The organism is Spirillospora sp. NPDC048823 (genome assembly GCF_043198445.1).
Taxonomy (GTDB): domain Bacteria; phylum Actinomycetota; class Actinomycetes; order Streptosporangiales; family Streptosporangiaceae; genus Spirillospora.
Genome location: NZ_JBICUT010000002.1, coordinates 710,031 through 730,161, shown reverse-complemented (window position 1 = coordinate 730,161; position 20,131 = coordinate 710,031). Strand labels below are relative to the sequence as shown.

The 20,131-nt window shown below is 72.7% G+C and carries 18 protein-coding genes; 2 read left to right on the top strand and 16 right to left on the bottom strand.

The window, feature by feature from the left end; all coding sequences use genetic code 11:
• Window positions 1-47 precede the first annotated feature (47 nt).
• The 14 genes from ACGFK0_RS06900 to ACGFK0_RS06835 form a co-directional block, all read right to left on the bottom strand.
• Entirely contained in the window at window positions 48-1,052 is a 1,005-nt protein-coding gene (locus ACGFK0_RS06900) for a sugar phosphate isomerase/epimerase family protein (protein WP_392901238.1), read from the bottom strand.
• 1 nt (window position 1,053) lies between these two features.
• On the bottom strand, window positions 1,054-2,193 hold the full coding sequence (locus ACGFK0_RS06895; RefSeq protein ID WP_392901236.1) for a Gfo/Idh/MocA family protein: 1,140 nt from the start codon (window positions 2,191-2,193) through the stop codon (window positions 1,054-1,056).
• 71 nt (window positions 2,194-2,264) lie between these two features.
• The gene (locus ACGFK0_RS06890; protein ID WP_392901234.1) at window positions 2,265-3,341 is read right to left on the bottom strand and encodes an ABC transporter substrate-binding protein; all 1,077 of its coding nucleotides are present in this window, start codon (window positions 3,339-3,341) and stop codon (window positions 2,265-2,267) included.
• A gap of 38 nt (window positions 3,342-3,379) precedes the next feature.
• The gene (locus ACGFK0_RS06885; protein WP_392901232.1) at window positions 3,380-4,531 is read right to left on the bottom strand and encodes an ABC transporter permease; all 1,152 of its coding nucleotides are present in this window, start codon (window positions 4,529-4,531) and stop codon (window positions 3,380-3,382) included.
• Window positions 4,528-6,057 (bottom strand): sugar ABC transporter ATP-binding protein, encoded by a 1,530-nt coding sequence (locus ACGFK0_RS06880; protein WP_392901230.1) that lies wholly within the window; start codon window positions 6,055-6,057, stop codon window positions 4,528-4,530. Before ACGFK0_RS06880 ends, ACGFK0_RS06885 begins: the two co-directional genes overlap by 4 nt.
• Window positions 6,058-6,082: 25 nt before the next feature.
• Window positions 6,083-7,270, bottom strand: coding sequence for an ROK family protein (locus tag ACGFK0_RS06875; RefSeq protein ID WP_392901228.1), 1,188 nt, complete (start codon window positions 7,268-7,270; stop codon window positions 6,083-6,085).
• A 196-nt stretch (window positions 7,271-7,466) separates the two neighbouring features.
• Entirely contained in the window at window positions 7,467-8,066 is a 600-nt protein-coding gene (locus ACGFK0_RS06870) for an ATP/GTP-binding protein (protein ID WP_392901226.1), read from the bottom strand.
• Complete coding sequence (locus tag ACGFK0_RS06865; protein WP_392901224.1) at window positions 8,047-8,448, bottom strand: DUF742 domain-containing protein; 402 nt, start codon at window positions 8,446-8,448, stop codon at window positions 8,047-8,049. Before ACGFK0_RS06865 ends, ACGFK0_RS06870 begins: the two co-directional genes overlap by 20 nt.
• Window position 8,449: 1 nt before the next feature.
• Window positions 8,450-8,896, bottom strand: a complete 447-nt coding sequence (locus ACGFK0_RS06860) for a roadblock/LC7 domain-containing protein (protein ID WP_392901222.1) — start codon at window positions 8,894-8,896, stop codon at window positions 8,450-8,452.
• Window positions 8,893-11,535 (bottom strand): nitrate- and nitrite sensing domain-containing protein, encoded by a 2,643-nt coding sequence (locus ACGFK0_RS06855; RefSeq protein ID WP_392901220.1) that lies wholly within the window; start codon window positions 11,533-11,535, stop codon window positions 8,893-8,895. The genes ACGFK0_RS06860 and ACGFK0_RS06855 overlap by 4 nt, the downstream gene beginning before the upstream one ends.
• A gap of 78 nt (window positions 11,536-11,613) precedes the next feature.
• Complete coding sequence (locus ACGFK0_RS06850) at window positions 11,614-12,252, bottom strand: ATP/GTP-binding protein (protein WP_392901218.1); 639 nt, start codon at window positions 12,250-12,252, stop codon at window positions 11,614-11,616.
• The gene (locus tag ACGFK0_RS06845) at window positions 12,233-12,613 is read right to left on the bottom strand and encodes a DUF742 domain-containing protein (RefSeq protein ID WP_392901216.1); all 381 of its coding nucleotides are present in this window, start codon (window positions 12,611-12,613) and stop codon (window positions 12,233-12,235) included. The genes ACGFK0_RS06850 and ACGFK0_RS06845 overlap by 20 nt, the downstream gene beginning before the upstream one ends.
• A gap of 3 nt (window positions 12,614-12,616) precedes the next feature.
• Complete coding sequence (locus ACGFK0_RS06840; protein ID WP_392901453.1) at window positions 12,617-13,075, bottom strand: roadblock/LC7 domain-containing protein; 459 nt, start codon at window positions 13,073-13,075, stop codon at window positions 12,617-12,619.
• Window positions 13,075-15,753 carry a nitrate- and nitrite sensing domain-containing protein gene (locus ACGFK0_RS06835; RefSeq protein ID WP_392901214.1) on the bottom strand — a complete coding sequence of 893 codons (2,679 nt, stop codon included), beginning with the start codon at window positions 15,751-15,753 and terminating at the stop codon, window positions 13,075-13,077. Before ACGFK0_RS06835 ends, ACGFK0_RS06840 begins: the two co-directional genes overlap by 1 nt.
• Before the next feature lie 436 nt (window positions 15,754-16,189).
• On the opposite strand from ACGFK0_RS06835, the gene ACGFK0_RS06830 reads away from it, so the two are divergent.
• A complete protein-coding gene (locus ACGFK0_RS06830; RefSeq protein WP_392901212.1) occupies window positions 16,190-17,032 on the top strand; it encodes a sirohydrochlorin chelatase in 843 nt (280 codons plus the stop codon).
• Between the two features lie 55 nt (window positions 17,033-17,087).
• Here ACGFK0_RS06830 and ACGFK0_RS06825 read toward each other — a convergent pair whose 3' ends face one another.
• On the bottom strand, window positions 17,088-17,885 hold the full coding sequence (locus ACGFK0_RS06825) for an enoyl-CoA hydratase/isomerase family protein (protein WP_392901210.1): 798 nt from the start codon (window positions 17,883-17,885) through the stop codon (window positions 17,088-17,090).
• Window positions 17,886-17,889: 4 nt separating this feature from the next.
• Entirely contained in the window at window positions 17,890-18,792 is a 903-nt protein-coding gene (locus tag ACGFK0_RS06820) for an SDR family oxidoreductase (RefSeq protein WP_392901208.1), read from the bottom strand.
• A gap of 260 nt (window positions 18,793-19,052) precedes the next feature.
• Between ACGFK0_RS06820 and ACGFK0_RS06815 the strand changes: the two genes are divergently transcribed.
• Window positions 19,053-20,120, top strand: coding sequence for a dihydrodipicolinate reductase (locus ACGFK0_RS06815; protein WP_392901206.1), 1,068 nt, complete (start codon window positions 19,053-19,055; stop codon window positions 20,118-20,120).
• Window positions 20,121-20,131: the final 11 nt, after the last annotated feature.

Here is a 20,131-nt window from a genome sequence, read left to right as displayed (position 1 = left end):
GCCCCGTGCGTGGCCTCACGGGGCCGGCGCACCGCAGGTCCATGGACTCAGTCGGACGAGAACGCCGAATCGAAGGACGACGCCGGGATCTCCATCGCGTTGAGGGCGCGGACGAACTCCAGCGCCTCGGGGGCGCCCTGCAGGCGGTCCATGCCGGCGTCCTCCCACTCGACCGAGATGGGGCCGGTGTAGCCGATCGAGTTGAGGGCGCGGAAGACGTCCTCCCAGGGGACGTCGCCGCGGCCGGTGGAGATGAAGTCCCAGCCGCGCCGCAGGTCCGCCCACGGCAGGTGGGACGAGAGGCGTCCGCGGCGGCCGTCGCCGGTGCGGACCTTGGTGTCCTTGCAGTCGACGTGGTAGATCCGGTCGCGGAAGTCGAACAGGAAGCCGACCGGGTCGAGTTCCTGCCAGACGAAGTGGGACGGGTCGAAGTTGAGGCCGAACGCGGGACGGTGCCCGATCGCCTCCAGCGTCCGCACGGTCGTCCAGTAGTCGTAGGCGATCTCGCTCGGGTGGACCTCGTGCGCGAACCGGACGCCGACCTCGTCGAACACGTCCAGGATGGGGTTCCAGCGGTCGGCGAAGTCGGCGTAGCCGCGTTCGACCATCGCCTCGGGGGTCGGCGGGAACATCGCGACCGTGTGCCAGATCGAGGAGCCGGTGAAGCCGATGACGGTGTCGACGCCGAGCTTCGCGGCGGCGCGGGCGGTGTCCTCGATCTCGGCGGCGGCGCGCCGGCGGATCCCCTCGGCCTCGCCGTCGCCCCAGATCCGCTCCGGCAGGATCGCCTGGTGGCGCTCGTCCGGGTTGTCGCAGACGGCCTGGCCGACGAGGTGGTTGGAGATCGCCCAGACCTTCAGGTCGTGCTTGGCGAGCGTCTCCAGTCTGCGCGGGATGTAGGTGTCGTCGGCGAGGGCCTTGTCCACCTCGAAATGGTCGCCCCAGCAGGCGATCTCCAGTCCCTCGTAGCCCCAGCCGGACGCGAGCCGGCAGACCTCCTCGAACGGCAGGTCTGCCCACTGGCCGGTGAACAGGGTGATCGGTCGTGCCATGTCAGTCGCTCCCTTCGATGTCGACCCAGCGCCGGGACGCCGCACTGTCGGCGACGGCGGCGAGGACGCGCTGGATCCGGAGGCCGTCGGCGAACGAGGGGCTGGGGTCGGTGTCGTCCGCGATCGCCGTGAGCAGGTCGGCCATCTGGTGGGTGAAGGTGTGCTCGTAGCCGAGCACGTGGCCGGGCGGCCACCAGTTCCCGGTGTAGGGGTGGACGGGTTCGGTGACGACGATGCGCCGGAACCCCGCGGTCGCCCCGTCCTCCGTCCCGTCGTAGAACCACAGTTCGTTCAGCGACTCCAGGTCGAAGTACAGGGCGCCGGACGAGCCGCTGACCTCGATGCGCAGCGCGTTCTTGCGTCCGGTGGCGGCGCGGGTGGCCTCGAAGGAGGCGAGCGCTCCGCCGTCGGTGCGGCCGATGAACAGGGCGGCGTCGTCCACGGTGACCTGGGCGGTGCCGCCCCCGGGCGCGGGGCGTTCCGGGACGAAGGTCTCCAGCGTCGCCGACACCCCCGTCACCCTGTGCCCGGTGATGAACTGCGCGGTGTCGACGATGTGCGAGGCGATGTCGCCGAGCGCGCCCGACCCGGCCCTGTTCCGGTCCATCCGCCAGTTGAACGGGGCCTGCGGGTCGGTCAGCCAGTCCTGGAGGTACTGGGCCCGGATGTGCCGGACGGTCCCGATCCGCCCGTCGGCGACCAGCCGGCGGGCGAGGGTGACCGCGGGGACGCGCCGGTAGTTGAACCCGACCATCGACCGGATGCCGCGCTCGCGGGCCCGGTCCGCGGCGGCGGCCATCGCCTCGGCCTCCGCGACGGAGTTGGCGAGGGGCTTCTCGCACAGCACGTGCTTGCCCGCGTCGAGCGCGGCTACCGCGATCTCGGCGTGGCTGTCGCCCGGCGTGCAGATGTCGACGAGCTGGACGTCGTCGCGGCGGAGCAGCTCCTTCCAGTCGGTCTCCACCGACGCCCACCCGAGCGACGCGGCGGCCGCGCCGGCGCGCTCGGCGGAACGCCCGGCCAGCGCGGTCATGACCGGGGTCAGCGGCGGCCCGAAGAACGGCCCGACGCTGCGCCACGCCTGGGAGTGGGCGCGTCCCATGAACGCGTGCCCGACCATCCCGACTCCGACGGTCGTCATATCCTGCTCACCTCTCTGTCTGGCCGGCGCGTCCACCCCGGACGGGGCGGACGCGCCGGCGCCCCCGTCGCTCAGGACTCGAAGCCGAGCGGCATGTAGCGGTCGACGTTGTCCTTGGTGATCGTCTCGGACGCCAGTGTGATCGACTGCGGCACCTGCAGCTCGACCAGGTCGGCCATCCCCTTGCCCTGCGCGATCAACCGGCCCAGCTTGATCGCGGAGGCCGCCATCGTCGGCGAGTAGGTGACGGTCGCCTCCAGCACGCCGCCGGCCTTGATCTCCCGCATCGCGTTGGCGGACCCGGCGCCGCCGACCATGAAGAACTCCTTGCGGCCGGACTGCTTGATCGCGGCGAGCACGCCGACGCCCTGGTCGTCGTCGTGGTTCCAGACGGCGTCGATCTTGCTGTGCGCCTGGAGGAGGTTGGAGGCGACCTGGTTGCCGGACTCGACGGTGAACTTCGCGTCCTGCTTGGCGGTGACGGAGAAGCCGTAGGACTTCAGCGCGTCCGCGAAGCCCTTGCTGCGGTCCTGGGTCAGCGGCAGCGTCGCGATGCCCTGGATCTCCACGATGACCGGGTCGGCGACGCCCTTGTCCTTGAGCTTCTTGCCGATGTAGTTGCCGGCGGAGACGCCCATGCCGTAGTTGTCGCCGCCGACCCACGTCCGGTACGACAGGTTGTCGGGGAAGACGCGGTCGAGGTTGACGACCGGGATGCCGGCGTCCATCGCCTTGCGCCCGACCTGGTTGAGCTGCTCGCCGTCGTTGGGCAGGATCACCAGGACGTTGACCTTCGCCCTGATCAGCGACTCAACGGCGGAGATCTGCTGGTTGATGTCGTTGGTCGGCTCCACCGGCTTGAACGTCACGTCGGAGTACTTCTTGGCCTGCGCCTCGGCGTTCTTGGCGATCGCCGCGATCCAGCCGTGGTCCGCGGCGGGCGCGGAGAACCCGACGGTGACCTTCTTGCCCGGCTTGTCGTTGTCGCCGGCCAGCGTGCCGGCCTGCGGGGACGTGCCGGAGTCGCCGCTCTCGGAGTTGCCGGTGCAGGCCGCGGCCAGACCGCCGGCCGCGACGACGGCGCCGCCGAACAGGACGCCTCTGCGGGTGGGACGGGGGCCCTGCTGATGCGGGCGCTGTTCACGCATGTCGTGCTCCTGATTGAGGGGTGGGCTGGCAGGGGGTGTCAGGTGGGCGAGCGAAGCCCGCGTCGCTGCAGCAGCACGGCGCCCACGATGATGGCGCCCTTGGCGATCAGCTGGTCGCTGGTCTGCAGGCCGTTCAGGATGAACAGGTTGGTGATGAGGGTGAACACCAGCACGCCGAGGATCGACCCGACGACGGTGCCGCGCCCGCCGGTGAGCAGCGTGCCGCCGATGATGACGGCGGCGATCGCGTCCAGTTCGTACAGGTCGCCGTGGGTGCTGGAGCCGGTGGTGGTCCGCGCCATGATGATGATCGCGGCGATTCCGCAGCAGAACCCCGACAGCGCGTACAGCGACAAGGTGTGGCGGCGGACGTCGATGCCGGCGAGCCGTGCCGCCTCGGGGTTGCCGCCGACCGCGAACGTCCGGCGGCCGAACGTGGTGCGGTTGAGCAGCAGCCAGCCGGCCAGCCCGACCGCCGCGAAGATGTACACGACCAGCGGCAACCCGAGGATCTTGGTCGTGGACAGCGCCACGAGGGCGTCGTTCTCGGGACGGATGAGCTGCGTCCTGCGGTCCGACATCCGCTGCGCCAGCCCCCGCGCCGCGACGAGCATCGCGAGGGTGACGATGAACGGCACCATCCGCCCGTAGGAGATCAGCAGCCCGGTCACGACGCCCGTGCCGGTCCCGACGAGGATCGCGCACAGGGCCATCACCGCCGGGCCGTACGACTGCGTCGCCACGGTCGTCGCCCACACCGACGCCAGCGCCATCACCGACCCGACGGACAGGTCGATCCCGCCACCGATGATCACGAACGTCTGGCCGACGGTGATCACGCCGATGGTGGCGGCGAGCACCAGGATGGCGACCATGTTCCCGGACGTGGCGAAGTTGTCGGGCTGGGTCGCCAGCCCGACTCCCGCGAGCAGCACCAGCGCGGCGGCCAGCCCGAGATGGTGGATCTCGCCGGGCCACCGCGCCGCGCCGCCGCCCCTGGCGAACGGCCGCCACGGCCCGCCGGCCCCGGCCTTCTTGGTCAGCGAGACGGGCGCCCCGCCGGACCGGGGGGTGTCCCCCTCGGAATGCCCCGTGTCCTTCCGGGGGGTCTGGGGGGTCGTCCCCTCGGAATGCCCCGTGTCCTTCCGGGGGGTCTGGGGGGTCGTCCCCTCAGAATGACGCGCGGTCACAGGGCGCTCCCTTCCATGATCATGTTGAGCACGGTGGCCTCGTCGAGGTCGCGGGCGTCGCCGGTGTGGACGACCCGCCCCTCGCGGATGACGAGGACCCGGTCGGCGAGCCCGAGCACCTCGGGGACCTCGCTGGACACCAGCAGCACCCCGATGCCGCGTCCGGCCAGTTCGCGGATCACCGCGTACAGCTCGGCGCGGGCGCCGACGTCCACACCGCGGGTCGGCTCGTCCAGGATCAGCAGCCGCAGATCGGCGGCCCCGAGCAGCCAGCGCGCCAGCACCACCTTCTGCTGGTTGCCGCCCGACAGCGTCACGACCGGGCGTTTCGGGTCGGGCGGGCGGATGTCGAGCGCCTCGATCTGGCGGCGCACGTCGGCGACCTCGCGGCGGCGGTTGAGCCAGCCGAACGAGGCGTACCGGGACAGGCCGGCGACGCTGACGTTCCCGGCGACGGTCTCGTTCATCAGCAGCGCCTGGCTCTTGCGCTCCTCGGGCGCCATGCCCATGCCGCGCCGCACCGCCGCGCCGGTGTCGCCGGGGCGGACCGGCCGGCCGTCGACGAGCACCCGCCCCCGTGCGGGACGCCGCGCGCCGTAGACGGTCTCCAGGATCTCCGAGCGTCCGGAGCCGACGAGCCCGGCGAGCCCGACGATCTCGCCGGCGCGGACGGTGAGCGACACGTCCTCGAAGGCGCCGGGAAGCGCCAGGTTCTCGACGCGGAGCACCTCGGGCCGGTCGTCGTCGCGCGGGGGCCTCGGGCGCTCCGGGAAGACGTACTCGACGTCCCGGCCCGTCATCAGCGAGACGATCCTGTCGGTGGACGTGGTCCGGGCGGGCAGCCCGACGGCGACGGCCCTGCCGTCCTTGAGGACCGTCACCCGGTCGCCGATCTCGCGGATCTCCTCCAGGCGGTGCGAGATGTAGATGACCGCGACGCCGGCGGAGGTCAGCTCCCGGATGATGCGGAACAGGTTGTCCACCTCGTCGTGGGCGAGCGCGGCGGACGGCTCGTCCATCACGAGGATGCGGGCCTCGTGCGACAGGGCGCGGGCCATGCTGACGACCTGCTTGCCCGCCGCCGGCAGCCGTCCCACCTCGCGGCGCGGCGGGATCTCCGCGTGCCCGAGCCGGCCGAGCAGCTCACGCGCGGCCTTCTCCGCGTCGCCGCGCCGGGTGAAGCCGAACGTGGCCTTCTCGTGGCCGAGGAAGATGTTCTCCGCGACCGACAGCCCGTCCACCAGGTCGAGTTCCTGGTAGATGGTCGCGATGCCGGCCCGCATCGCGGCTGTCGGCCCGGCGAGCCGCACCGGCTCCCCGGCGAACAGGATCTCGCCCTCGTCCGGCTGGTGCGCGCCGGCGAGCACCTTGATGAGCGTCGACTTCCCGGCGCCGTTCTGCCCGAGCAGGCAGTGCACCTCGCCGGGACGGACGTCGAGGTCGACGCCGTCCAGGGCGCGGACGCCGGGGAACTGCTTGACGATGCCGCGCATCAGCAGCAGGGGTTCGGTTTCGGGCGAGCCCATCGGGTCTCCTCGGTGGAGAAGTGGGTCAGGACGCGGAGAAGACGTGGTCGCTGATGAGTCGGGCGCCGCCGACCACGCCGGCGGCCCCGGCGAGTTCGGACAGCACGATCGGGAGGTTGCCGGTCGCGAGCGGGGCGGACCGGCGGTAGACGACGCTGCGGATCTCGGCGAGCAGCGCGTGGCCGAGACCGGCGACGCCGCCCGCGATGATGACGAGCCCGGGGTTGAAGAAGCTGACCAGCCCGGCGAGCACCTGCCCGACATGCCGGCCGCCCGCACGGATGATCTGCACGGCGACCGGGTCGCCCGCGGCGGCGGCCTCGCCGACGTGCACGGCCGACAGCTGCCCGTGGGTCTCCAGCAGCGCGGCGAGCTGCGGTGACCGGCCCGACCGGGCGGCCGCCTCCGCGTCCCGGGCGAGCGCCGCGCCGCCGAAGTAGGCCTCCAGGCAGCCGGCGTTGCCGCACGCGCAGATGGGGCCGTCGTCGTCGACGCGGATGTGGCCGATGTCGCCGGCGCTGCCGGACACGCCGCGGTAGATGGCGCCGTCCACGACGATGCCGCAGCCGATGCCGGTGCCGATCTTGACGAGCAGGAAGTCGTCGACGGAGCGGGCCAGCCCGGCATGCAGTTCACCGAGCGCCATGAGGTTCACGTCGTTGTCGACCAGCACCGGGCAGCCGAGCTCCTGCCCGATCGCGTCCCGCACCGGGAACCGGTCCCAGCCGGGCATGATCGGCGGGACGACCGGCATGCCGTCCCGGAAGCTGACCGGCCCGGGCACGCCGATCCCGGTGCCGTGCACCTGCGCGGTCAGGCCCTCGTCGCGCAGCTTGCCGAGCAGGTCGAGGGCCCGGTCGAGCACGACGGTCGCACCCTGCCGGACGTCGCACTCCTCGCTGACATGCCCGAGCACCTCCATGGTGCCGTCGGTCACGGCGACGTCGATCGAGGTGGCGCCGATGTCGAAGGCGACGAACCGCAGGTCCGGCGACAGCCGCACGATCCCCGACCGCCGCCCGCCGCGGGACGCGGCCAGCCCCGCGCCCTCGACCAGCCCGAGTTCGACGAGCCGGTCCAGTTCCACGGCCAGCTTCGACCGCGACAGCCTCACCACGTCGCCCAGCTCGGCGCGCGAGCGCGGGCCCTCGTCACGCAGGAGCCGCAGCAGGCGCGCCTGATGAACGTTCTGCGGACGAGCCGACATGCGCATCACGCCCGTCCTCTCGGAGCCGGTCCGGGGTCGTGTGACTCCGGTCTCATGGCGAGACCGTAACCGGCTTTCGCTGCTTTGAGAAGACCTTTCCTCTAGACCAATCGAACTTCTTCCACTCAAAGGACAAAGTCGCGGACCAGCGCACACACGAAGGCCCCCGGACCAGAGGGTCCAGGGGCCACGTGCTCAAGCGCTATGCGTACTGGCGGCCGCTCATGGTGCGCATGATGTGCTCGACGAGGGTGATGAGGACCCGCTTGGCGTCCTCCCTGTCGCGCACGTCGCAGGAGATCACCGGGATGTCGGGGGACAGGTCGAGCGCGTCTCGGACCTGCTGGGCCGTGTGCTGCCCCGACCCGTCGAACCGGTTGACGCCGATGATGAACGGGACGCCGCGCCGCTCGAAGTAGTCGACCGAGGCGAAGCAGTCCGCCAGGCGGCGGGTGTCCACGAGGACGACGGCGCCGAGCGCGCCCTTGGCCAGCTCGTCCCACATGAACCAGAACCGGTCCTGGCCGGGCGTCCCGAACACGAACAGCACCAGGCCGTTCGGCAGGGTGATCCGCCCGAAGTCCATCGCCACGGTCGTCGTCGTCTTGGACGCGACGGCCGTGGTGTCGTCGATCCCGATGCTCTTCTCGGTGAGCGCCTCCTCGGTGCGCAGCGGACGGATCTCGCTGACCGCGCTCACCAGGGTGGTCTTGCCGACGCCGAAACCACCGGCCACGAGGATCTTGACCGTCAGCGCGGATTCGCCCGGGGGGGCGACCGCGTCAGAGCGCACGGATTCCATCGATCACTTCCTTGAGTACGCGCTCGCCGGGGAACTGCGCCACCGGCGCGGGACGCCGGACCTGAATCAGCGAGTGGTCGAGCAGGTCGCCGAGCAGGACACGGACGACCCCGAGGGGAAGTTCCAGATCCGACGCTATCTCGGCGACCGACAACGGGGTGCGGCAAAGCTCCAAGATCATGTCATGTTCCGGCTCCTGCGCCCACGGGGACGCCGGAAGTGCGGGGCCGTCGTCGGCGGACGCCGGCGGGTCCGCCGCGACGATCAGTGCCACCAGATCGAACTCGACGCCGTCGTAGTGCGTCCGGCCACCGGTGAGCGCGTACGGGCGGACGACGGGCCCCGCGTCGTCGTCGTACCAGGCGCCGCCTCGCCCCTCCACCTCAGACGCCGCCGGGCTTGGCCGCGGCCACCCGCGGATTGGCCGACAGGTGCTGCCCGACGCGGGTGACGAGCATCGCCATCTCGTAGGCGATGACACCGAGGTCGGCGTCGGCGGAGGCGAGGACGGCCAGGCAGGCGCCGTGCCCGGCGGCGGTGACGAACAGGAACGACGACTCCATCTCCACGATCGTCTGCCGCACCGGTCCGCCGCCGAACGACTCCCCCGCCCCGCGCGCGAGGCTCTGGAAGCTGGCGGCCACGGCGGCCAGATGGTCGGACTCCTCGCGGGCCAGTCCGCTCGACGAGGCCATGCGGAGTCCGTCGCTCGACAGCACTACCGCGTTCTGCACCGCGGCGACACGCTGGACGAGGCCGTCGAGCAGCCAGTTCAGTTCACCGCCGGCTCCGCCCGGGACCTCCGCGCCGGGGTACTGGGCTTGTGTCATGGGGTGTCGTCCTCCTGGTCGGCTGGGTTTCGCACGGCCTCCGCCTCGGCGTCGGCCGCTTCCTGCCTGCCACGCTGCCAGCCACGCTGCATGGCGGACATCATCAATGCCATCGTGTCGGGCGAGCGCCCGTCGTCCACCTGCCGCTCGTCCACCTGCCGCTCGTCCACCTGCCGCTCGTCCGCCGGGCCCTCGTCCGCCGGGCCCTCGTCCATCGGCACGGCGTCCATCGGCACGGCGTCCATCGGCACGGGTGCGGCGAGCGGCATCCCGGCCGCTTCCGGCGCGGACGGCGGGCCGGCGGGCTCCGGCGGCGGCGCGGGCTCCACGGGCGGCGGCATGCCCTGGGCGGCCAGGTGCTCGTCCACCCGCTTCTTCAGCTGGGGCGCCAGATGCTGCTGCCGCCTGCGCTTGGGCAGCCCACCGGGAGCCTCCGGCGCCGCGGGCTCCGGCGGCGCCTCGGCACTCGCTTCGGCGGGCTCGGGCGCCGGCTCCGGCTGGACGAGATCGGGCTGGACGGGCTCGACGAGCCGCACGACGCCGTCCGGCTCGGCCCGGCGCGGCTCGGCGGCACCCGCCTCGACGGCCGGACGCGCGGGCGCCGACAGGGCCACGGCCGGACCCGGGAGCGTCTGCATGGGACCCGTGACGCGGCGCGCGACCGGCTCGGGCTCGGCGTCGGCGACGATGAGCGAGCCGGGAATCAGCGCGATCGCGGTCGTCCCCCCGTACGGGGACTGGCGGAGCGTGACCTGGATTCCGTGCCGCTGGGCCAGCCGCGCCACGACGAACAGCCCGAGCTGCGCACTGTCGGACGGGTCGAACTGGGGCGGACGGGCGAGCCGCGCGTTGGCGGTGCGCAGCGCCTCCTCGGTCATCCCGAGGCCGCGGTCCTCGACCTCGATCGCGAAACCGTTGGCGACCGGGTGGCCGCTGACCCGCACCGGCGACTGCGGCGGCGAGAACGTCGTGGAGTTCTCCACGATCTCGGCGAGCAGGTGGATGGTGTCGGCGACGGCGGAGCCGAGCAGCGCGACGCGCGGCAGCGGCTGCACCCGGACCCGCGGATAGTCCTCGACTTCGGCGACGGCGCCGCGGACCACGTCCACGAGCGGCACCGGGCGGCGCCAGCCGCGGCCGGCCGTCTTGCCGGCGAGGATGACCAGGCCCTCGGCGTGCCGCCGCATCCGGGTGGCGAGGTGGTCGAGCCGGAACAGGTCCGACAGCTCCGACGGGTCCTCGGTGCGGCGTTCCATGGTGTCCAGCAGGCTGAGCTGGCGGTGCAGCAGCGCCTGGTTGCGGCGCGCGAGGTTGACGAACACCTCGCTGATGCCGCGCTGGGCCGCGACCTCGCCCTCGGCCGCCCGGACGACGGCCTCGCGGGCGCGGTCGAACGACCCGGCGATCTGCCGGATCTCGTCGATGCGGTAGTCGGCCGCGGGCTCCGGCTCGGGTTCGGCGGCCCGCCCGGCGCGGATGTCCTCGGCGAGCTTCGGCAGCCGCCGGTGGGTGAAGTCGACCACGCCGCCGGCGAGCGCGCGGCATTCGCGCACCAGCCGCCGGGAGACCCGGACCGCGATGAAGGACGACAGCACGATCGCGACCAGCCCGAGGCCGCCGGCGAGGGCGAGCCGCGTGAAGGTGCCGACCGCGACGCCCTGGGCGTGGTCGGTGACGTCGTCGAGGACGTCGTTCTCCAGCTCGAAGAGCCGGCCGTTGACGGTGTCGGCGACGGAGCGCCAGTCGGAGGGCTCGATGACGGGCTCGTCGCGCGCGCCGGCCTGCGCCGGCTGTGTGCCGCTTCCCTGCGTCCCTCTCGGGGAGCGGGCCCTGCGCTCGGCGGCCGCCGGCGGCTCGGCGCCGTTGATGACCTGGTTCTCCATCTTCATGAGCTGCACGAAGGCCGTCGAGGCCATGAGCCGCTCGAAGTGGGCGCGGTGCGCGTCGGGCAGGTCGCGCCCGTTGTCCGTGTGGATCGTGTGGTGCGCCCCGACGAGCTTGGCGAACTCGGTCCGTTCGGCGTTGGTGATCCGTCCGGCGGCGAGCGCCCCGGTCAGCAGGGCGTCCTCGCGCGCCAGGTACTCGCGGGCGCGGCCGAACGAGGTGAGCGTGCGGGCGCGCGCGGTGATGGACCCCTCCGACGGCGTGGTCGCGCTGTACATCGCGAAGCCGGCGTCGATCAGCACGTTGTACTCGCCCAGCACGTGGGCGCGGCCGGCGGCCCGCTGGTCCACGCTGCGGCGCAGCTGCCCGAGACCGTCGAGCTTGTCGACGAGCCCGTCCAGCCGGGCGACGACCTCGGGCAGGATCGCCTCCCGCATGCCCTCGTGCCGGCTGCCCGCGCGGACCTCCTCGGCCGCCTTGTCGGTCGCCTGCCGCCGCGCCCGCATCGCTCCGGGATCCGCCGGCCGGGCGCCGCCGAGCACGGCCATCGACAGGCGCCGCTCGTTCTGCAGTCCGTCGATGAGCCGCTGCGTGGGCAGCACGGCGTTCTGCTGGAAGGTCCTGCTCTGCAGGAGCTGGTGCGCGTCGCCGTAGGTGATGCCGGTGACGAACACCCACAGCGAGGCCAGCGCCAGCAGCGGCACGAGGACCAGCAGGGTGATCCTCGCTCGGATGGAGGAGAGACGCGGGGCCATCACAGCTTCGGCGCTCGTGGGCGGAACATGCGGGGGAAACCTCCCGATGCGTGGAGTACGGGGGTGTGCGGGAGCCTACTACGTAGCGGGTTCCCGGTGGTCCGGAGATCGGGCGCCGTCCTGCTCCTCGGGCGGGTCGGGCCAGCTCAGGACGTGCTCCATCAGCGCGACCAGAACCTGCTTGGACGACTCGCGGCGCCGGACGTCGCACAGCAGCACCGGGACGTCCGGGTCCAGGTCGAGCGCGATCGCGACGTCCTCGGGCCTGTGCGAGCGGTGCCCGTCGAAGCAGTTGACCGCCACGACGAACGGGAGGCCGCGCCGCTCGAAGTAGTCGATGGCGGGGAAGCAGCCGGTCAGCCGCCGCGTGTCCGCCAGGACGACCGCGCCGATCGCGCCCGTCGCCAGCTCGTCCCACATGAACCAGAACCGCTCCTGGCCGGGCGTACCGAACAGGTAGAGGAGCAGTTGCTCCGACAGGGTGATCCGGCCGAAGTCCATCGCGACGGTCGTGGTCGTCTTCGCGCCGACGCCGGCCACGTCGTCGACCCCGACGCCGCGCTCGGTCAGCGGCTCCTCGGTGTGCAGCGGCCTGATCTCGCTGATCGAGCCGACCATCGTGGTCTTGCCGACGCCGAACCCGCCGGCGATGAGGATCTTCGTCGTGACGAGGGGGCGCGCGCTCGTGCCGGTCTCCTCAGAGGGCGCGTAGGCCATTGAGCACCTCCCTCAGCACTCCGTTGGGTGGACGGCGGCCCCGCGCGGGTTCCACCGCGGCGACCACCGTGATCAGGCCCTCGTCCCGCAGGTCGCCGAGCAGGACCCGGACGACGCCGAGGGGCAGGCCGAGGTCGGCCGACAGGTCGACGACCGGGACGGGACGCGCGCAGCCGCGCAGCACCCGCGTGTGGTCGGGGCTGTAGCGCAGCCGGTTCCCCGGCGGGGTGCCGGTGGCCGCCACGACCGCGATCAGCTCGAAGCCCGCACCCTCGGGACGGGTCCGTCCCCGGGTCATGGCGTACGGACGCACGACCGGACCGGCCTCCCGGTCCAGCCACCGCTCTGCCGACGGGGACATCGGTCACAGACCCCTCGGCGAGGACCCCCCGGCGCCCCCGAAGCCCTCACCCGCCGCTTCGTGCCCGGCTCCGAATCTGGGGGTCGCCTGCAGATGCTGGCCGACCCGCTTGACCAGCACCGCCATCTCGTAGGCGACGAGGCCCGCGTCGGCCTCCGCCTCGGCGAGCACCGCGAGGCAGGTGCCGTCGCCGGCGGCGGTCACGAACAGCAGCAGCGCGTCCATCTCGATGATGGTCTGGCGGACGTTCCCGCCGGCGAAGTGCCGGCCCGCGCCGCGCGCGAGGCTCTGCACCCCGGAGGCCAGCGCGGACAGGTGCTCGGCGTCCTCACGGCCGAGCTCGGTGGACGCGGCGATCGCCAGCCCGTCCCGGGACAGGATCACCGCCTGCCGCACCGCCGTCACCCGCTCGGCGAAGTCGTTGAGCAGCCAGTTCAGCTCGCCGGTCACGGTGTCGTGCATCATCGCGTCTCCTCATCGCCCACGTCCGACGCGCGTCCGCGCCGCCATCCCTGTTGTATCGATGCCATCAGCGAACGTGCCTCCTCGGGCGAGCGTGCGATGCCCCCGGACACGCCTCCGCCCATGCGCGGCGGGGGTGGCGGGGGTCTCTTGCGCAGTTGGGGAGCCAGGTTCTCCTGCCGCACCCTCCGGGGCAGGCCGGCGTGGGTTCCCGCGGGCTCCCAGTCCTCCTGGGCGTCCGCGTCCACCACCGCATCGGCGTCGACGACTTCTTCAGCGTCCACGATGTCGTACGCGTCACCCCGGGAACGGGCGGCGTCCCCGGACGGCCGGGACGGCTCGTCCCGCGGAAGCGGGACGGCGTCGTCCGACCACGGGTTCGGGGCCGGGCCGGGCGGGACGCCGGGCGCGGTGTTCCCGGGGAGGTCCCACGGCTTCGCGGGCCCGGCGAGCTCCGGCAGGACGGGCGGCGCCTCAAGGTCTCCGGCGTCCGCGGGCCGGCGGCGCCGGTGCGGCTCGTCCGCGGGCAGGGAGGCGACCCGCCCGGCCGGCTCGGCCTCGCGCAGCGGGACGACCGCATCGGAGCGCGGCGCGGTCGCCAGGACGGGCTCCTGGACCTCGCCGGTGAGCGTCCCGCCGCCGGCCGCCGGGTCCGCGCCGCCGTCGTGCGCGCGGTCCTCATCGGGCTCGGGCCCTGGCGGCAGCATGGCCGCCGCCATGTGCTCCGCGGGTACCACGAGCTCGTGCGGCAGCAGCACGATCGCCGTCACGCCGCCGTACGGGGACCGCTGCAGGGACACCGAGACGTTGTGCCGGGCGGCCAGGCGCGCGACGACGAACAACCCGAGCTGGTCGGTGTCGACCAGGTCGTACTCGGGCGGCTCGGCGAGCCGCCGGTTGGCCTCGTCGAGCAGCTCGGGCTTGACGCCGAGGCCGCGGTCCTCGATCTCGACGGCGAATCCGGTGCCGACGCGCTCGGCCATCACCCGCACCTCGGTGCTGGGCGGGGAGAACGACGCCGCGTTCTCCAGCAGCTCGGCCAGCAGGTGGACGACGTCGGTGACCGCCGCGCCGATCAGTCCGTCCTCGGACTCGGTGAGGACGGTCGCGCGGGTGTAGTCCTCGATCTCCGAGACGGCGGCGCGCAGCACGTCGGCGATGCGCACCGGATGCCGCCAGCCGCGTCCCGGCGTGGCGCCGGACAGGATGATCAGGCTCTCCGCGTGCCGCCGCATGCGGGTGGTGAGGTGGTCGATCCGGAACAGGTCCTCCAGGTCGTCGGCCTCGGCGCGGCTCTCCAGCCCGTCCAGCATCGTCAGCTGGCGGTGCAGCAGCGACTGGTTGCGGCGGGCGATGTTGAGGAAGAGGCGGCTGACGCCGGCGCGCAGCTCGGCCTGGCCGACGGCGGCGTCGACGGCGGTGCGCTGCACTTTGGAGAACGACTCGGCGAGCCGGGCGACCTCGGTGGTGCGGCCGGTGCCCAGGGGCGGCGCCTCCGCGTCGACGTCCACGCTCTCGTTGCGGCTCAGCCGGTCGACGAGGTCGGGCAGCCGGCGGTCGGCCAGTTCCTCCGCGGAGCCGCGCAGCCCGACGAGCTCGCGGACGAACCCGCGCGCGAACCGCAGCGACATCAGCACCGACAGGAGCACCACCAGCAGGCCGAAGCCGCCGACGAGGACGACCTCGATGTAGGCGTCCCGGCCGGCCTCGTCGGCGCGCTCGGCCGCGCGCTCGGAGTTGCCGAGCACCATGTTGTTGATCATCAGCACGAGCGGCTCCGCGGTGCGGCGCCACTCGTCGTTCCCGACGGGGAGCGGCTTGCGCGGGTCGGCGTCGGCGATCCGGTCCTCGATCTCCCGGAGGCCCTGGTACGCCGGGGACGCGAACACCTGCGCGGTCCCGGTCGCGTAGACCTCCGGGTCGAGCAGCGAGCGCTGCTTGATCCACTGCCAGCGCTGCTCGCCCACCATCTCCACGAACAGCCGGTGCTCGGCCGCCGTCAGCCGGCCGTCGGTGACGAGGGCGGAGGCGATCAGCGCGTTCTCGCGCTGCAGCAGCTCCAGGCCGCGCTGGGCGTGCCGGGTGGACAGCGTCCAGTTGTAGATCTCGGAGTCGTCGATGACCAGCAGGCCGTCGTACAGCCGGTGCATGTCGTCGACCATCGTGCTGAACCTGTTGATCGCCGTCAGCCGCTCGATGGACCGGTCGTCGACCGCGGACCGGATCCCGGGGAGCCCGCCGAACGCCTCCAGGACGTCGGAGACGCGCTCCTCCATCTCCTCCGTGGTGGCGTCGCGCGCGGCCTCGGAGGCGGCCTCGCGGCGGAAGTGCGCGATGGCATCGTCCACGCGGGTGCGCTGCAGGACGAGCGCGTTGGGCGCGGACGGCGCCTCGGAGCGCGGGGTGCTGAGGAACACGGCGGATACCTGGCGTTCCTTCGCCAGCTCCACCAGGACGCGCTGGCCGCTCGGCGAGAACGTGCGGTCGATCGTGTGGTAGCTGCGCTGGGCGAGCGCGTCGCGTGCGGTGACGGTGGAGGCGTGCCCCCACAGCGCGACGAGCGACAGCAGCGGTACGAGGAGCAGCGCGGTGGCCTTCGAGCGGATCGAGCGCGTGCGCCGGCGGCCGGCACGCGCGTCCGGGCGGCGGAGCGGGCCGTGACGCCCATCGGTCTTCACCGTGGGCTCCTGGGGGGTGTCCCCCCTGGATGGGGCGGATTCCATGTGACCTCGAACGTTCCGGCGCGGAGGATCCCTGGATCATAAAGGCGGTGCGCGACCGGCCCGCAACCCCTTTGGCGCCTTTTGGACGCATTGCCGTCATTCCGTGTCACCTGCGGGTATGCGCCCTGCCGCGCCATGGACACCGAACCTCCACAAAGAGATAGCGGCAAACCCGGACAATTTACTTCATTTCCCCCTGTTACCCGGGGGTGGTTGCGCCATACTGTGCTGCTTCACCCACCGCTCGCGTCGCGGCCGGCACGGGAAGGAGACCACGATTCATACAGGCAACGACGGCGGCTGGAACGAGGGCGCCCGCATCGGGCCGCCGAACACGTCCGGCGGGGCCGGGAGTCCGACTTCCGGGCCGCGGGGCGTTACGATGCCCGCCGTGAGTCCCGAAAGCCAGGCATCCGAGGCACTTCCGTCGCGACGGCGCCGCACACCCCGCGGCGGCCGGCACCGCGGCGACGAATCCTTCCTGCTGCCGCACGGATCCCCCACGCTCGTCCTGGCCGTTCCCGGCCCCGCCCGGCAGGCCGGTACCGAGATCGCCGCCGAGCTCGCCAGGCTCGTCGAGATCGAGCACACCGGCCAGCCCGCCCACATCGCGCACCTGGAGGGGGACGAGGCGAACCTGCACGCGGTCCTCGCCGGGCTGCGCCAAGAGGAGGACCGGCTAGCCGCCGTGGTCGTCCCGCTGTCCACCGGGCCCGACCCGGCACTGGACGCGGCCGTCCACGCCGCGGTGACGGCCGCCCCGGTGCGCGTGGTCGCCGCCGAGCCGCTCGGCCCGCACCCGCTCATCGCCGAGGCACTGCACGACCGGCTCGCCGACGCCGGCCTCGCCCGCGCCGACCGGATCAGGCTGATGACGATGGTGACCGCCGCGTCCGGCGTCATCGTGGCCACGCCGGGGGACGCCACGGCCGTGCGGCAGGCCGAGGTCACCGGCGTGCTCCTCGCCTCCCGGCTCGCGGCCCCCGTCTTCACCGCCTCACTGAACGACGAGGCGTCCGTCAAGGCCGCCGCGGAGCAGTTGCGCGCGGCCGGCGCCACGTCCATCGCCGTCGCCCCGCACCTGATCGGCGCCGAGCCCGAGGGAGCCCTGGTCGCGCCCGCGGCGTCCATCGTGGGCGCCGCCTACTCGGCTCCCCTGGGCGCCCACCCCGCCCTGGCGAGGCTCGCCGCGCTCCGCTACGTCGAGGCGCTCTCGCTGGCACTGTCCGACTAGCCCGGGCCCAGGGGGCGCGGGCCCCCTGGGCTGACGGACGACACCGGCGGACGACTCAGCGGTTCTTGAACTCGGGTGGGCGTTTCTGGACGGTGGCGGTCATGCCTTCGGCCAGGTCCTCGCTGAAGAAGGCGAGGGCCTGGACGGCGGTCTCCGCCATGAGCTGCCGCCGGAGCCCGGGCGCGTCCAGGGACGCGTTGAGCAGTTCCTTCGTGCGGCGCAGGCCGTACGGGGATTTGGTGAGCAGCTCGTCGGCGAGGGCCTGCGCGGACTCCAGGTCCGCGCCCTCGGGGGCGATCTCGGTGATGAGGCCCAGGGCGTCGGCGCGTTTCACGTCCAGGCGCTGGGCGCGGTAGCAGATCTCCGCGGCCTTGGCCGGGCCGACGAGGCGGGGCAGCAGCCAGGACAGGCCGCAGTCGCCGGCCGACAGGCCGAGGTTCACGAACGGCGGCACGAAACGGGTCGTCGGATCGGCGACCCGCATGTCGGCGGCCAGCGCCCAGGAGACGCCCATGCCGGCGACCGGCCCGCGCAGTGCCGCGATCACCGGCTGCGGGATCTCCCGCAGCCGCGCGGTGACCTCGCCGCCGCGGGCGATGCCCCGGTAGAGCCGCTGGACGCGGCCCTCCGAGCTCTCCTCGCCCGGGTCGCCGCCCTGGATGTCCATGCCCGAGCAGAACCCGCGGCCCTCGCCGGTGAGGACGACGACCTGGGTGTCGGGGTCGCGCGCCAGCCCGTGGAGGACGTCGAGCATCTCCTCGGTGAGCGCGCCGTCGACGGCGTTCAGACGCTCCGGGCGGGACAGGGTGATGGTGAGCACCCCGTCCCGCCGGCCGAGCTTGATCCCGCCCAACGTCTCAGGAGGTGAGCTGCTGGATGAGGGGGCCCATCTGCTCGCCCACGTTCTTGAACACGGTCATCGGCTCGGCCGCGTTGATGGCCGCCCAGTTGTCGCGGACGTCCTCGACCGACAGCGTCGCCTTCTGCCCGTAGCCGGGGCCCTCCGCCACGAAGATCTTCGCGATGCGGCCGCCGCCGACGGTGTAGACCTCGCCGGAGTCCTGGTTGCCCTCGTGGACGAGGTAGGCGACGAGCGGCGTGACCTGGTCGACGCCGAGCTTGTCCGCGAAGTCGGCGGGCAGCAGGTCCTCGGTCATCCGGGTCCAGGCGACCGGGGCGATCGCGTTGGCTTTGATGTCGTACTTGGCGCCCTCCTGGGCGAGGGTCTTGGTGAACCCGACGAGGCCCATCTTGGCCGTGGCGTAGTTGGCCTGGCCGAAGTTGCCGAACAGGCCGGCCGGGGACGAGGTGTTGACGATCCGGCCGTAGCCGTTCTCCCGCAGGTGCGCCCAGGCGGCGCTGGAGACGAGGAACGAGCCGCGCAGGTGCACGGCGATGACCGAGTCGAACTCCTCCGGGCTCATGTTCTTGAACGACTTGTCACGCAGGATGCCCGCGTTGTTGATGACGATGTCGACCTTGCCGAACGTGTCCAGTGCGGTCTGGATGATCGCCTGCGCGCCCTCGGGGGTCGCGACGTTGTCGGGGTTGGCGACGGCCTCGCCGCCGTTCTTCTTGATCTCGTCCACGACCTCCTGCGCGGGGCCGGCCGAGGCTCCGAGCCCCGACCGGTCGCCGCCGAGGTCGTTGACGACGACCTTGGCACCGCGCGCGGCGAGCTCCAGCGCGTGCTGGCGGCCGAGGCCGTGGCCCGCCCCGGTCACGACCGCGACACGGCCGTCGTAGCGCAGTTCCGACATCTCTGTCTCCTCACATCGCACCGACTGCGAACCCCGGACGATCACCCGGGGGTTACCAATTGGTACCAGTAAACCGAATCCCGCTCGGCCGCGGTGCCCGGGGGCTCGTTCCATCCTGGACGCCCGGCCGGTCCTGCGTACGATGGGACGTGGGAGGAAGTTGCGCCGAATGCCGCATTTCGCTGGTATCGCGGCGTAGTCTCCTCCCCTACGCAGGTTCACTCATCGAAGCCGCGAGGAGCAACGGAGGTCCCGTCTCGATGAGCACCGCCGCCGCTCTCACGCCGAGCCGCCGCACCTACCGCGTCGTGCAGTGGGCGACCGGCGCGGTCGGCCGCACCGTGATCAAAGGCGTCCTCGACAGCGACGACATGGAACTGGCCGGCGCCTGGGTGCACACGCCCTCCAAGGCCGGTGTCGACGCCGGCGTCCTCGCCGGCCGCGATCCGATCGGCGTCGCCGCGACCGGCGACGTCCACGACATCCTCGACCTGGACGCCGACTGCGTCCTCTACGCCCCGAGCCCGGCACGGGACCGGTTCGCCGAACTCGACCTGATCTGCTCGCTGCTGTCGTCCGGCAAGAACGTCGTCTCCCTGAACGGCCTCCTCTACCCGCAGGCGCACGGCCCGCACTACGTGAACGAACTGGAGCAGGCCTGCAAGCGCGGCGGCGTCTCGGTCCACGGCAGCGGGATCAGCGGCGGCTTCATGGCCGACGTCATGCCGCTGACGCTGGCGCGGCTGTCCCGGCGGATCACCCACGTCTACGTCAGGGAGGTCTCCGACTTCGCCCGGCACCCGTCCTGGCAGATGGTCCACCACATGCTCGGCTTCGGGAAGACCGAGGAGGCGTACGGGCGCGCGCTGCGGCCCGCCCGGACCGCGATGCGGGCGCTGTTCTCCGAGAGCCTGCACCTGGTCGCGGCCGGGCTCGGCGTCGACCTGGACGAGATCGACGTGGACGTGGAGCACCGGCTCGCCCGCACCGACCTGGCCCCCGCCGCCGGGCCGATCCCGCGCGGCACGGTCGCGGCGGCCCGCTGGACGTTCAGCGGCCTGGCCGCCGGACGGCCCGTGATCACCATCGAGGCCGTCCACAAGGCCGACGCCTCGCACATGTGCGAAGAGTGGGGACGTCCGGGATACTCGCTGCGCGTGGACGGCCGGCCCTCCCTCACGATGGCGACCGACGAGGGGTGGGTCTCCGACGTGATCTCCGCCGCCGCGGCCCACGCGCTCAACTCCGTCCCGGTCGTCTGCGCCGCCGAGCCGGGCATCCGCACCTACCTGGACCTGCCGGTGATCGGCGGCCGGATGCGGGTCTGAGCGGCCGCACC

Bases quoted from the DNA above. Each gene is read 5' to 3' on its own strand.
- ACGFK0_RS06900 (WP_392901238.1), bottom strand. From the start codon at position 1,052: ATGGCACGACCGATCACCCTGTTCACCGGCCAGTGGGCAGACCTGCCG.
- ACGFK0_RS06895 (WP_392901236.1), bottom strand. From the start codon at position 2,193: ATGACGACCGTCGGAGTCGGGATGGTCGGGCACGCGTTCATGGGACGC.
- ACGFK0_RS06890 (WP_392901234.1), bottom strand. From the start codon at position 3,341: ATGCGTGAACAGCGCCCGCATCAGCAGGGCCCCCGTCCCACCCGCAGA.
- ACGFK0_RS06880 (WP_392901230.1), bottom strand. From the start codon at position 6,057: ATGGGCTCGCCCGAAACCGAACCCCTGCTGCTGATGCGCGGCATCGTC.
- ACGFK0_RS06875 (WP_392901228.1), bottom strand. From the start codon at position 7,270: ATGCGCATGTCGGCTCGTCCGCAGAACGTTCATCAGGCGCGCCTGCTG.
- ACGFK0_RS06870 (WP_392901226.1), bottom strand. From the start codon at position 8,066: ATGGAATCCGTGCGCTCTGACGCGGTCGCCCCCCCGGGCGAATCCGCG.
- ACGFK0_RS06860 (WP_392901222.1), bottom strand. From the start codon at position 8,896: ATGACACAAGCCCAGTACCCCGGCGCGGAGGTCCCGGGCGGAGCCGGC.
- ACGFK0_RS06855 (WP_392901220.1), bottom strand. From the start codon at position 11,535: ATGGCCCCGCGTCTCTCCTCCATCCGAGCGAGGATCACCCTGCTGGTC.
- ACGFK0_RS06850 (WP_392901218.1), bottom strand. From the start codon at position 12,252: ATGGCCTACGCGCCCTCTGAGGAGACCGGCACGAGCGCGCGCCCCCTC.
- ACGFK0_RS06845 (WP_392901216.1), bottom strand. From the start codon at position 12,613: ATGTCCCCGTCGGCAGAGCGGTGGCTGGACCGGGAGGCCGGTCCGGTC.
- ACGFK0_RS06840 (WP_392901453.1), bottom strand. From the start codon at position 13,075: ATGCACGACACCGTGACCGGCGAGCTGAACTGGCTGCTCAACGACTTC.
- ACGFK0_RS06820 (WP_392901208.1), bottom strand. From the start codon at position 18,792: ATGTCGGAACTGCGCTACGACGGCCGTGTCGCGGTCGTGACCGGGGCG.
- ACGFK0_RS06815 (WP_392901206.1), top strand. From the start codon at position 19,053: ATGAGCACCGCCGCCGCTCTCACGCCGAGCCGCCGCACCTACCGCGTC.